Annotated in this window: 12 protein-coding genes and 1 pseudogene; 2 read left to right on the top strand and 11 right to left on the bottom strand. The window is 40.1% G+C overall.

The genetic code is table 11. From position 1 onward, the window contains the following. Positions 1–1712: 1712 nt before the first annotated feature. Positions 1713–2378, top strand: coding sequence for an HAD hydrolase-like protein (locus NSQ95_RS03085; RefSeq protein ID WP_342560243.1), 666 nt, complete (start codon positions 1713–1715; stop codon positions 2376–2378). 88 nt (positions 2379–2466) lie between these two features. Here NSQ95_RS03085 and NSQ95_RS03080 read toward each other — a convergent pair whose 3' ends face one another. Continuing rightward, positions 2467–4521 carry an EAL domain-containing protein gene (locus NSQ95_RS03080; protein WP_342560242.1) on the bottom strand — a complete coding sequence of 685 codons (2055 nt, stop codon included), beginning with the start codon at positions 4519–4521 and terminating at the stop codon, positions 2467–2469. Positions 4522–4826: 305 nt separating this feature from the next. Between NSQ95_RS03080 and NSQ95_RS03075 the strand changes: the two are divergent. Further along, a pseudogene (locus NSQ95_RS03075) lies at positions 4827–5199 on the top strand (enoyl-CoA hydratase). A 63-nt stretch (positions 5200–5262) separates the two neighbouring features. Here the strand turns inward: NSQ95_RS03075 and NSQ95_RS03070 are convergent. Genes NSQ95_RS03070 through NSQ95_RS03025 form a run of 10 tightly spaced genes read right to left on the bottom strand, consistent with a single transcriptional unit; the run spans position 5263 to position 12657 of the window. Beyond that, positions 5263–5925 (bottom strand): hypothetical protein, encoded by a 663-nt coding sequence (locus NSQ95_RS03070; RefSeq protein WP_340885448.1) that lies wholly within the window; start codon positions 5923–5925, stop codon positions 5263–5265. Continuing rightward, complete coding sequence (locus tag NSQ95_RS03065; protein ID WP_342560241.1) at positions 5918–6400, bottom strand: ECF transporter S component; 483 nt, start codon at positions 6398–6400, stop codon at positions 5918–5920. The genes NSQ95_RS03070 and NSQ95_RS03065 overlap by 8 nt, the downstream gene beginning before the upstream one ends. Positions 6401–6405: 5 nt before the next feature. Then, positions 6406–6996, bottom strand: coding sequence for a cob(I)yrinic acid a,c-diamide adenosyltransferase (locus NSQ95_RS03060; RefSeq protein WP_340885455.1), 591 nt, complete (start codon positions 6994–6996; stop codon positions 6406–6408). Further along, positions 6971–7384 (bottom strand): bifunctional adenosylcobinamide kinase/adenosylcobinamide-phosphate guanylyltransferase, encoded by a 414-nt coding sequence (locus NSQ95_RS03055; protein ID WP_342560240.1) that lies wholly within the window; start codon positions 7382–7384, stop codon positions 6971–6973. Before NSQ95_RS03055 ends, NSQ95_RS03060 begins: the two co-directional genes overlap by 26 nt. Beyond that, positions 7336–7935: a histidine phosphatase family protein gene (locus NSQ95_RS03050; RefSeq protein ID WP_342560239.1), complete on the bottom strand. Its 600-nt coding sequence runs from the start codon at positions 7933–7935 to the stop codon at positions 7336–7338. Before NSQ95_RS03050 ends, NSQ95_RS03055 begins: the two co-directional genes overlap by 49 nt. Next, positions 7905–8654 carry an adenosylcobinamide-GDP ribazoletransferase gene (gene cobS, locus NSQ95_RS03045; protein WP_342560238.1) on the bottom strand — a complete coding sequence of 250 codons (750 nt, stop codon included), beginning with the start codon at positions 8652–8654 and terminating at the stop codon, positions 7905–7907. Before cobS ends, NSQ95_RS03050 begins: the two co-directional genes overlap by 31 nt. 9 nt (positions 8655–8663) lie before the next feature. After that, a complete protein-coding gene (locus tag NSQ95_RS03040; protein WP_342560237.1) occupies positions 8664–9194 on the bottom strand; it encodes a bifunctional adenosylcobinamide kinase/adenosylcobinamide-phosphate guanylyltransferase in 531 nt (176 codons plus the stop codon). Continuing rightward, positions 9167–10243 carry an aminotransferase class I/II-fold pyridoxal phosphate-dependent enzyme gene (locus tag NSQ95_RS03035; protein ID WP_342560236.1) on the bottom strand — a complete coding sequence of 359 codons (1077 nt, stop codon included), beginning with the start codon at positions 10241–10243 and terminating at the stop codon, positions 9167–9169. Before NSQ95_RS03035 ends, NSQ95_RS03040 begins: the two co-directional genes overlap by 28 nt. Beyond that, the gene (cbiB, locus tag NSQ95_RS03030; protein ID WP_340885468.1) at positions 10230–11186 is read right to left on the bottom strand and encodes an adenosylcobinamide-phosphate synthase CbiB; all 957 of its coding nucleotides are present in this window, start codon (positions 11184–11186) and stop codon (positions 10230–10232) included. Before cbiB ends, NSQ95_RS03035 begins: the two co-directional genes overlap by 14 nt. 1 nt (position 11187) lies before the next feature. Next, entirely contained in the window at positions 11188–12657 is a 1470-nt protein-coding gene (locus NSQ95_RS03025) for an adenosylcobinamide amidohydrolase (protein ID WP_342560235.1), read from the bottom strand. Between the last annotated feature and the right edge of the window lies 1 nt (position 12658).

Genomic DNA, 12658 nt, shown 5'->3' with positions numbered 1-12658 from the left:
ATATTAAAACTGAATGAGCATTCAGTCAATAGGGAAATATATATTCTTTTCAAAAATGTTATTTTTTAAAAATAATTTAATCTTCTAGGCATTGCTTTAAAGGTATTATATTAATAGCACATGGTATTTAGGAATTATAGATATAAATTTATTAATGAATCTCGCATTGTTAAGTAGAATTAGAAATCCAGATTTCCGCTTTCGGCGGACGCTTTCCTGGGGCACGGGTCGAGCCTGTAGTCTCTCCCTCGTGCTGTTCCCCTAGGAGTCGCCGCCTGTCGCTTCAATCATATAGGATGGGGAAAGGAGTTCTAGATATTGGAATCGAATGTTATATAGTTTAATTAATTCATAATAAGCTCCACATCATTAAGGCGATTTAGAAATCACAGATTTCCGCTTTCGGAGGGCGCTTTCCTGGGGGCGCGGGTCGAGCCTGTAGTCTCTCCCTCGTGCTGTTCCCCTAGGAGTCGCCGCCTGTCGCTTCAATCATATAGGATGGGGAAAGGAATTCTAGATATTGGAATCGAATGTTACTTATATTAATTTATTAATAATAAGCTCCACATCATTAAGGAGATTTAGAAATCACAGATTTTCGCTTTCGGCGGGCGCTTTCCTGGGGGCACGGCTCGAGCCTGTAGTCTCTCCCTCGTGCTCTTCCCCTAGGAGTCGCCGCCTGTCGCTTCAATCATATAGGATGGGGAAAGGAGTTCTAGATATTGGAATCGAATGTTATATAGATTAATTAATTCATAATAAGCTCTACATTATTAAGTAGAATTAGAAATTCAGATTTTCGCTTTCGGCGGGCGCTTTCCTGGGGGCACGGCTCGAGCCTGTAGTCTCTCCCTCGTGCTCTTCCCCTAGGAGTCGCCGCCTGTCGCTTCAATCAAAAAGCATGCTGCAATATTAAAGAGTAGTAATGTGACCTAAACTCGGAAAGCGCCCATAAAAGGTATTATATGTCCCATAATCTTAAAAGAAATGTCCCATAAACCTAGAAGAAGTGACCCATAAAAGTCTTGAAATGGCCCTTAAACTCAGAAAGCGCTCGTAAAAGTTTTGATATGCCCCATAATCTTAAAAGAAACGTCCCATAAATCTAGAAGAAGTGACCCATAAAAGTCTTGAGATAGCCCACAACCTCGGAAAGCACCCATAAAAGGTATTAGATGTCCCATAATCTTAAAAGAAACGGCCCATAAACCTAGAAGAAGTGACCCATAAAAGTCTTGAAATAGCCCTTAAACTCAGAAAACGCCCGTAAAAGGTATAATATGCCCCATAATCTTAAAAGAAACGTCCCATAAATCTAGAAGAAGTGACCCATAAAAGTCTTGAGATGGCCCATAAACTCGGAAAGCGCCCATAAAAGGTATTATATGTCCCATAATCTTAAAAGAAACGTCCCATAAACCTAGAAGAAGTGACCCATAAAAGTCTTGAAATGGCCCTTAAACTCAGAAAGCGCCCGTAAAAGTCTTAAGATGGTCCATAACCTCACAAAACCTCCCCATAAAAGAGGATACCCCTTACATCAATCAGATTTAATCTTAATGGTGTATTACTTAAAGGCGATACGCCGAATATAACGCTTAAGGTGACCTTAACCTATTAAGTATCTTGGCAATGCGAAACGGCGTCATTATAAAGGTGAAATGATAGTGATAAGTAATCAATACTAAATTTTAATGGAAGGATGTGTTCCAATGGAGACAGCAATTATTTTTGATATGGATGGAACATTGTTTCAAACAAACCTAATATTAGAGCCTGCTCTTGAGGCTACTTTTGAGCAACTGCGATATAAAGGCCTATGGAGCGGAGAGACTCCGATTGACACTTACAGAGAGATCATGGGGGTACCTTTACCCGTTGTTTGGGAAACTCTATGTCCAGCTCATAGTGATGTAGTTCGTGAGGAGAGTAATCAACTTTTTCAAAAGGCACTTATCGAACAAATTCAAAACAGTCATGGCGCATTATATGAGGGTGTAGAATCTACTCTAGCGGAGCTTGCAAAGGACTTTCCCATGTATATTGCAAGTAATGGACAAACTGCATATCTAGAGGCAATTATGGAGCATTATCATTTAACTAGATGGATAAAAGATATGTATAGCATTGATTTAGTTGAATCAGGCAATAAATCTGAATTAGTATCATTAGTCATGAAAGAGAATGGAGTAAAGCGAGGGTATGTAGTTGGGGACCGTTCCTCAGATATTAAGGCTGCTTCAGATAACAATCTACTCTCTATTGGTGTACGATTTGATTTTTCACAGGAAGCTGAGCTGATCCATGCGGATTATATTATTGATAGCTTTTCTAATATCCAGGACGTGTTAATAAAAACTAGCCTTTCTCAGAAATAACTCTCCTCTTTTTAAAGCGGAATTGGTTAGCCACTGAGACTTATCTTTTCCTAATTTGAAAAAAGCATCGAGTCTCACTCGATGCTTTCTATGCCAACCCTTTAGATGTCGCTAAATGGACTTGATTCCACAACACTATTTCTTCACTAGATTGTGGCTTTGAGTAATAATATCCTTGTACAACCGGCTTGATGCACGTGTTTCGTAAGAACTCTATTTGCTCCTTCGTTTCTACACCTTCAAACACAATCGTCAGTTTTAGCGATTGACCAAGCCCAATCATTGCTTCCAATATGGACGAATCCTTTTCAGATGCTGGAATTTCATCTATAAAAGATTTGTCTATCTTTAACGTGGAAATAGGCATTTTTTTTAAATAGGACAAAGAAGAAACTCCTGTGCCAAAGTCATCTAAAGCTACGGATAGCCCTTCCTTTCGAAAAGCGATGACAGCTTGGATTGCTTTTTCTATGTTTCTAACAAAGCTCGTTTCCGTTATTTCAAGCTCCAGCTGAGAGGCTGACACCTCATAATTCCGCATATTAGCTTGTAGTACTTGGAGAAGTTTTGGTGAGGTTACATAGTCTCCAGGTATATTAATAGAAATTTGTTCAAAAGAGATACCCTCTTCTCTCCAACTTGCGATTTGTTTACAGACCTGTTCAATTATCCAGTCCGTAACTCTCTCCATTCGATTATGTGATTCGAGTATAGGAATAAACAAGGCCGGAGATAGTAGTCCATGAATGGGGTGTTTCCATCTGAGTAAGGTTTCTAAACCTTCCACCTGATTCCCTTTAAGAGAAACTTTCGGCTGATAGACTAAGAAAAGTTCCCCCATTTTAATGGCACGACCAATTCCATCCACTATCTCACGCTCAAAAGCATGTGTGTGAATTGCTGGATCAAAGAAAATTACCTCGTTTTCAAATTTAGTAGAGGAGTGGCGGATAACAGCTAAAGCGTTAGCATACAAGGTTGCTGCCTCGGTTTTATTGTTAGCTTCTGCAACCGCACAAACGGAAGAAAGATACGTTTTTTCCCCATCAATAAAGAGTGGCGTTTGTAGATATTCAGAAATTCTCTGCATAGCTTCTTTTACATGTGAGCTTTCCTTAACATCCTTCATCAAAAAAGCGAAGCGGTTCTCTTCAATTCTATATAGTTCAGAGGATGGAGGTCGCATTGTTTGAAATCTTTGAGCTGTTAGCTTAATCACTTCATCAACGAACTGATAACTATATTCTTTATTGAGCTCTTCTAATCCATGAAGCTGCCATATGATTAAGTATTCCGGAAATAAATGCTTTCGAAGATCTTGCTCAAATAGTCGTCGATTTGGTAGTTTTGTAAAGGGATCAAAAAAATTCGTGTGGTACGCCACATAACGATCTATTTGACCCAATAAAAAAAGTATACCAAGCAGTAACGCCATTCCTGCAGTGACAATGATAACTAAACCACCTATATTCCCCATGTCATGTGCTAGTGCGTGTGCATGAAAATCACTCGGCACATAAAAAGTGACTGCTGACATACCCGTATAATGCATACTAGATACTGCTAAACCCATAATTAGAGCAGTAAATAATTGAATCCAACGATTTTTCATATAAAGTTGCAGGTTTGAAAAAATATAGACGGCTAACATCGAGATTGCCACTGATATGCCAATAGAAACTATAAATATTAAGTAGTTATAAGAATAAGAGATATCCATTTCCATGGCATACATTCCCATATAATGCATGGTAGAGATACCAGCTCCCATCGAAACTCCAGCTAGGATATAAACCCAAAGCCCTCTTTTCGGTAGGTTAGATAAATAAAAGGCTATAAACGATGCTACCATTGCTGGCACAATAGATAAAACAGTCAGTGTAACATTGTATGTCATATGAACAGGCAAGGAGAATGCACTCATCCCAACAAAATGCATAGACCATATTCCAAATCCCATAGCAATAGAAGCAAACATTAACCATAGATTTCGATGAAAAAAACCAATCCTCTGCGCTCTTCCATTCATCGTCAAGGCTGAATATGAGGCTATTACGGCTATTAAAATGGACAATATAACAACAGAAGTAGCATAGTCACCTTGAATGACGACCATATCCTCTTCCAAATAATTTTCAAACATTCAATTTATCTCCCTTTACATTTTCGTGTCTATAAACGTAAAATCCATGTCTCTATAGTAATCACCCTCCTTTTATCGGCAGTGAGTACTACAAATTAACTCATCTCGAAGCTCTACGGAAACTTTCTTTTGAAGGTGATACCGGTCACTTAATATACCTCAATTGGGAGTGATAAAGATACGAATATCGCAAGACGAGAAAAATAGCTTCATTTCCATTAGATTTTATGAGTTGTACCATCCAGTAAGACTTGGCTATACAAGTAAATAGGAAAAATATAATATTCTTTTAAGGGGGAGATTATATGTCTTTAAAGGCTGGAGATATAGTTAGGTTTGAAAGAACTTTACATTAAATGATGGGAATTATTTATAAAAATCTCAGGGGATGAAGGTATTCATCATATGAATCCAGATGCTCAAGGGAGAGTCGTCATTCAAGGATTACTGACTGCAACATTACCGACTAAAGTGGGTGGAGATAACAACGTATTGGCTCGTCATATGGACTTTGAATTTCTAAAACCAGTCTATACGGGAGATACAATAACTTGTGAGGTCACGATTGATCAATTAGAACCGATAGAGAAAAGAACTTCTATCGTTGCATCCTTTAGATGCCACAATCAACATAACACTGTAGTGCTAAAAGGAAGTTTCTCAGGGGTAATATTATAATCACTAAAAAAAAGCAGTCTGTTCCAACTAGGAAATGGACTGCTTTTTATAAGGCTAAGTATGCTAAATGATTGCTTGAAAGTATTCGCCAAAGTATAGTTTCGCTTCCTGCTGTCTCGAACTATTAATACCTACTAGTACCGTCGTTGCTGGACCTGCAGATTTTTGGACTTCCCAGCCTTTCATATTGCACTCGAGCTTTAGTTGCTTACATTCACCTGCTATTCCTTTAGAGCCGACCGGCCAAACAGCATGAACCAATCCAGACCTCATTGCCTCCCAAACTTTTTTTAAGTCTGCAATTTTGTTTGCTTCTTTAATAACCTCTTCCCCTACACATGGCTTTCCATAGGCATACCATTGAACATCTTGATCTTGTTTTAGCTGTTGCTGACCAAGCATCGTAATAGCCACGGCAGATTGCATGGTTTCTATATTCGTTTCGCTACTACCTGTAATGGTTGGACATTCCTCTGCAATCTCATTAAACAATTTCTTTATTCCTTTTATATACTTGTTCCAGCTGTCATTCCCTGAAAAATTATGAACCACTATCGTTTGTGGGTAGGCACTAGCTGCCCATTGCTCCAAAATGGAGACTCGAGTGGCAAAGTAGGCAACTACCTCATCTGATATAGACACCACATCGTTTTCCTTTTCACCTATTGCTGCCGAATTATCAGTGGTTAGTACTATCCCATTTGGCAATAATATAGCATTACGCATGTGTCTTCACTCGTTCCATTACCTTTTCAACAACAGGAGAAACAATCATAGCAATGGAAGCATTAAGTATAGTTGCCAGCGTGATACCCGGTAAAGCACCTATGAAGAACGCAGGTGAAATAATCCAGTAGAAAGGTAAGGTTGCTAGTACACTATTTGCAAAGATAAAGAAAATCCATTTCCAAAAGTGATATCCCTTTTGATGGAGCTTTGTAAAAATAAATAGAATGACAAACATCTCCAGGGCTATGATTATATGTAATGGACCTAGTGGGAACCCAGCTGATAAGGAAGAGACTAGATGACCTACTAGAGAAGCCGCTCCTGCGTATATTGGCGGTAAAAAAAGAGCGGAAATAAGTGCAGGCACTGTATCTAGTGCCGCACTTCCAATCCCCACTGGAATCTTGATCAACGCTCCAATTGCACAAAGAGCTGCGAACATGGCTGCAAGTGTTAATAGTCGAAGCTTCATATAGATTACTCCCCTTCTTTTTTCTCGCTTCCAACGTTTTTAAAGACTTTTGCGCTTCTTACGTATTCAACGTCACTTACGTTTTCCCGCACGTTTGCCACACGAGCTGCTGCAAATAAATAATCCGATAAACGATTTAAGTAACGCTGTACAACGGAAGGCACATCCTCTTGCGTTTTAGATAACGTCACAGTTAATCGCTCTGCACGACGTGTAATGGTACGCGCAATATGAAGAGTCGCCGCAGCTGGAGTTCCTCCTGGAAGGATAAATCGCTCTAATACTGGACCTTCTTCTACTAATACATCAATGCGTTTTTCCATTGCCTCGATTGCGTCATCGGTCATTTTATAGATTCTGCGATTAGATACGTTTGCTAAATCACCACCACAGTCAAATAGCTCGTGCTGAATCGTTTCCAAATCCTCTAGAAGATCTGCAAATTTGGATGGGTCTAACTCTGTCACTGCTTTTCCTATAAATGAGTTTACTTCGTCAATTGTTCCGTATGCCTCTACTCGAATATCGTCTTTATCCGTTCTACCTCCGATTAATCCTGTTTGTCCCTTGTCACCTGTTTTTGTGTAAATTTTCATTGTGAACATCTCCCTTTATAGTTTGTGGAATACCATACCAAATACGTGTAACACTCTCTGCTACAGCAAAAAGCTGCTGATAAAATCTTCCCACATCATCCCTAAGCTTCCGCATACTAGCCTCCATCGGAACAATCCCTCTTCCGATTTCAGTAGCAATCACATAAACCTCTTTTTCCGCATCCCATTTCTTTAAATGCGTATACCATATATTTAGCTGATCTTGTTGCAGGGTCTCAAATCCTGTTATCACCAGTATTTCTTTATCGGGAAATAATGTAGTAGGGAGTTCTTCCCCTGCGTCAATCCATTGAACATGACGTCCAGCTAGCTTTTTTTCTACAAAAGCTCTTTTTCCATTAAATGCTCCACCGAATATGACGTGCAATGCTTTCCCTCCAGTACTTCTTGTCTATCTTTCCAACACAGTGTATACATGCTTCCATGGGGCACATCCCAATCCCAAAACTTTTTAGAGTCATTGACAAATTTTCTTAACAATGCTCGAATAGGCCCACCGTGAGTAATTATAATAGGATGATTAGAGCTAGTAATAACTTCACAAAACCCACTTGTTACCCTTACTTCTAGCTGTCTTAGAGATTCCCCTCCTGGTGGGGCAATACATTCATAATCGTCTAGCCACGCCTGGTACTTTGCTTCATGCTTTAATTCCTCGTATGTTTTTTCTTCCCAACTACCAAAGGAGCACTCTCTGAGCTTAGCACTTTCAATATATGGAATATCTCCAAAAATTATATTGGCAGTCTGGCGGCATCGCAGTAAATCACTCCCAAACACTTGTGTTACTTCTCCTATCTTATCAACGGTCTTTAGACCAGTAATAACGGGCTCATCTGTCCATCCAATATACTTTCTATCAGTATTCCCTTTCGTCGGAAGATGTCTTATGAGAGTAACAGTAAAAGCGTGATCCATAGAATAACCTCCGTCAGCTCTAGGCTGGCACCGAGTAAGTCACCCGTAATGCCCCCGAAATTCTTTAACGTCCAGCTACGATATACACAGCTAAATACGACTAACACGCTTAAGATTGTAATCGCAATAAGCCAATACGTCGTTAGACCAATGAAACAAATGGCTATAAACAATGAGCATGCTGTTAACGGTAATAGTAGTGGAATATGAATCCTCTGCTTAAAGAAATGGGCAAGACCGCTCTCTTTAGCATTTACGGTAGTACTAAATAGCGTCACAAGAACTATTCGTGATAAAACAGGAATAATCACTATAAATATCCAATGAAAACTTTCAGAAGACAAAACCTCGGCTATGATGATTACTTTACCTACAATCAATAAAACAGTGGCCATCACACCAAAAGCACCAACTCGAGGGTCGTCTAAAATTTCCATTCGCTTTTTTAAATCTCTATAAGAAAAAAAAGCATCTGAAGTATCGATAAAGCCGTCCATATGGAGTCCACCTGACAGTAAGATTCCGAGACTGACAATCACAAATGCAGTCATTAAGGGGCTCCATTCAAAATAGAGAGCCAAACTAGCGACTGCTCCAATGCCAGCTCCTACCAAAGGAAAAACAGTGTACATCCCAGTTATTTGTCTTTTTTCCATCGGTAGATTTTTTTTAACCGGAATAATGGTAAAGAATTGAAGTGCCAATAACAGGCTATTCATCATTCCACCTCATTTCCACTGATGTCCTAATCCATACTCCATTTCGTATGCCTCATCAGCTTTAGCAACTAACTTTTGATGAATGCGACCAATCCATTGCTGATAAAGAAGTACACTATCATAACTGGAAACCTGTTCATCGAGCACTTCATTTGATACAACTACCATTACCTTTACCTTTTCTAGCAACTGATCAATTGCTAGAAATAGCTTCTTTTCCACTTCTTCCATGTCACTAACATAAAGCTCGTTTGCTAGCCAAGTCGTGACACAGTCCCAAAGGATACCATCTGTAGCTTTTATGGCTGGTACTAGTTCCTCAAAATATCTCGGTTGCTCAATAGTAACCCAATTTGCCGTATAACTTTCTCGATCTCTCTGGTGATACGCAATTCTTTGTTCCATTTCCCTGTCTGTTGCTACACCTGAAGCAACGTATATATTGCGAGGAGCCCGCTCGTTCATCAGGTACTGCTCCGCAAAGTGGCTTTTACCACTCCGCACTCCCCCTGTTATAAAGACAAGCTTTCCTTGAACCATGTGGTCAACTCCTTTTTCAAGTACTGCATGTCATCTTCTTTTTTCATCCCTGCTCTAAACCAATTACCGTCTAGTCCTTTAAAGTTTTCCGTATGTCGTAGCACGCAGCCTTTAGCTAGTAAATATTCAAAAAAATCCTTCGACTGAACAGGGTCGGGAAGCTGAAAGCAAAGAAAATTTGTATGAGATGGTAGCACCCTACAATTGAGTCCTTCTAAAAATTGGGTGAAGTCCGCTCGTGCCTTTCGCGCAAAATGAATAGCATGCTGTCTATACTCCTCTTCCTTGAAGCACTGGGCACCAATCGCTGTTGCCAATGCATTACTATTCCAATGAGGCAGCCTTGAACGAATATCATCTATTGTTTCTTTTCCCGCTACTGCATAGCCAAGTCGTAGCCCTGGAATTGCATACATCTTAGTCATCGAACGGACAACGATTACATTAGGGAAATCATTTAAATAAGGAATGAAGGATTCCTTTTCATCTATAAAATCTAAGAAAGCCTCATCCAACACTAAATCACAATTATGCCTTTTTGCATGCTCCGCTATCTGCAGAATTTCCTCTAACGGAATCAGGTAGCCAGTTGGATTGTTCGGCCTACAAATATATATAACATCTGCCTTTTCTACCTCGCCGAATACCTCGTTCATCTGAAGCTTACCTATAGCTATTATCTCTGTAACAATTGCCTTATATGGTTTGAGCGTGGCCTCATATTCCGAGAAGGTAGGGTGAATAACCACGGCTTTTTTTTGCTGATAGCGTATAGCTAAGCTTGCAAAGATCTCTGCCGCACCATTTCCAATCAGTATTTGTTCAGAGCTTACCTCGTGATACATTGCAGCTGCGCTTACGAATGGCTCTCCATAGGGATCTGGGTATTTAGTTATTAGATTTGCATAGGATTCCCACCGTTCCCTCACAAAATCTGGAGGACCTAGTGGATTCACATTTTCGCTAAAATCAATGACCATCTCAGGTATTGGAATGTTTAGACGCTGATATAACTGATGAGCATTTGCTCCGTGGCTAGGTAACGACAAGTATTAAACCTCCTATCCCCGTCATTCCAAACCAGAAAAGAAAGACGGCTGTGTGTAAATGTGAAATCGCTCCTAATATATGTCTTGCACTTAAAGGAACCTTACGAATTCCCATCAATGCACGATTTGAAACGACTCCTTTATATGTATTTCTTCCGCCTAACTGTATGCCTAATTGATAGGCAGTGGCTGCTTCTAAAAAGCCACTATTGGGACTCGGATGCTTCTTAGCATCCATCCACCAGCCCTTCATTCTCTCCTTCAAGGGAATGTCAGCTTCCTTTCTTCCTCCAAGCATAATGGCCAACCCAGTTAATCGGCTCGGGATATAATTTGCAACATCATCTAGCTTTGCCGCTGTATAACCAAACTCCTCGTACTGTACATTTTTATAGCCTACCATGGAATCTAAAGTATTGATTGCTTTATATGCCCACAGACCAGGTGCCCCAAATAGGAAGGCAAAAAATAGTGGTGCAGTAACTCCATCACTTATATTCTCAGAGACGGTTTCTACTACCCCTCTAGTTATTTCCTCCTCGTCCAAATACTCCGTGTCTCTTCCTACAATCCATGAAAGCTTTACCCTTGCATTAGGTAAATCCCCCTCTATCAAAGGTTTGTATACATCCATTGCAGCGTTCTTTAAGCTTTTTTGGGCGAGGCCAGAGGCAATAAGTATACTTTCTAGCGCAATTCCTAAAACAATATGAATGGAATAAGCAACGGTTACAAGCACTAGAGCAATGCTAAATGATATGCCTACTATAACTAGGACTAGGATCAGCCCTTTAAGTTTCCTCTTACTACCTTTGTTTAATTGCTTGGTTAGCCTTGAAATAAGCGTGCCGATCCAGCGGACTGGATGAGGCCAATTAGGAGGGTCTCCTATTAATCGGTCAAGCATAAGACCAATTGCTATTGCTATCATGTGAGATGCCATCTTACGCCCAGCCCTTTGCCTTTTTGTATACCTGAATAGCCTCCACTGTACATTCAAATACACCTTGACCAATCTTTTTACCGATTTCTGTTATTGGACCTGCGTATTTGATATAAGAGCCTTTTTGTGTTGCAGCTATTAGTACACTATCTGTCGAGGTGCCAGTTGCAAGCGTACCAGTCCTAGGATCCATTACTTGTTCGTGAGCCATCGCTTTCGTTTTAGCCTCTGTTGCAGTGATAACAGATTGAATAAATGCCTCCTCTGCTAGCTCTCCATTAATAACAATCCATGTATTGATCGTACCTACAGAAGGAAACATTTCAACCTCATGCGCTCTAGAGACATCCACTGCATTTCCAACCCCCGCAGTTACCATTACGACTAGATTACCAAGAGGTGTTTTGTACTCTTTAATGATAGCGTCCGTAGTTTTGACCGCTGTCATCATACCTACCGTATCTGCCTCTGATAACCCTTCAGCAGCAAGGTATTCTATCATTTCCTCCTGAACATTATCACAATGGTAGCTCGCATCCACTCTTCGATTGACAAAATTTCTATACCAGCCACTTCCTGCATTAATGACTGCAGATGACCACGTCTTTAATTGATTTTCTGCTCGGAAAAGAACATAATCATCCGTTACTTGAAAATTGGACGCTGTGATTTGTTTATCGTCTTGTTTTTCATTTACATCTGGCAAAATGGTTATTTGTGGTTTAGGGCGTTCCGGATGAGGATTAGTACTAACTCTGGCTTCATAAACCGTTTCCACTAAACTCTTTTTTACTACCTCATGCGGTTCTCCAATTACTTTAATGCTCCCTTGGTCCATCAATAGAAGCCTGTCACAGTAAAGCGATGCAAGGTTAATATCATGAAAAATGCTTATAACCGTAATACCATTCTCAATTGCTTGTGTCTTAATCGTATCTAGAAGTTGTTTTTGATGAGCAATATCCAAGTGATTGGTCGGCTCATCTAACAGCAATATTGGAGCTTGCTGAGCTAAAGCCTGCGCTACAAAAACTCGCTGCTGTTCTCCTCCTGATAGTAGCTCTAGTAAATGCTTTTCATATTGATCGATAGCAGTCAGCCTCATTGCCTCCTGTGTCGCCATTTCATCCTCTGGCGACCATGTAGAAAACCAGCCGGATTGATGAGGATATCGTCCTAGTGAAACTGTATCAAAAACAGTATGTGAAAAAGCCTGATTGTGCAGTTGCGGCAAAACTGCCAGCCTTTTTGCCAGCTCCTTTGAGGAATAGGATTTCAGTGGCTTACCTTCAATTAGTACTTCTCCCGATGAAGGTGTAAGTATGCCACTCATCAATTTTAAAAGAGTGGATTTCCCACTACCATTTGGACCTAATATCCCTAGCATTTCTCCTTTAGATACCTGAAAGGAGACGTCATGCACTATAAGCTTTTGATTGTAGCCACCAGAAAGCTTTTTTATCTCTAGCATG

It is taken from the genome of Psychrobacillus sp. FSL W7-1457 (genome assembly GCF_038593405.1).
Taxonomy (GTDB): domain Bacteria; phylum Bacillota; class Bacilli; order Bacillales_A; family Planococcaceae; genus Psychrobacillus.
The sequence above is the reverse complement of the archived record's forward strand: the minus strand, read 5'-3'. Positions and strand labels throughout refer to the sequence as shown.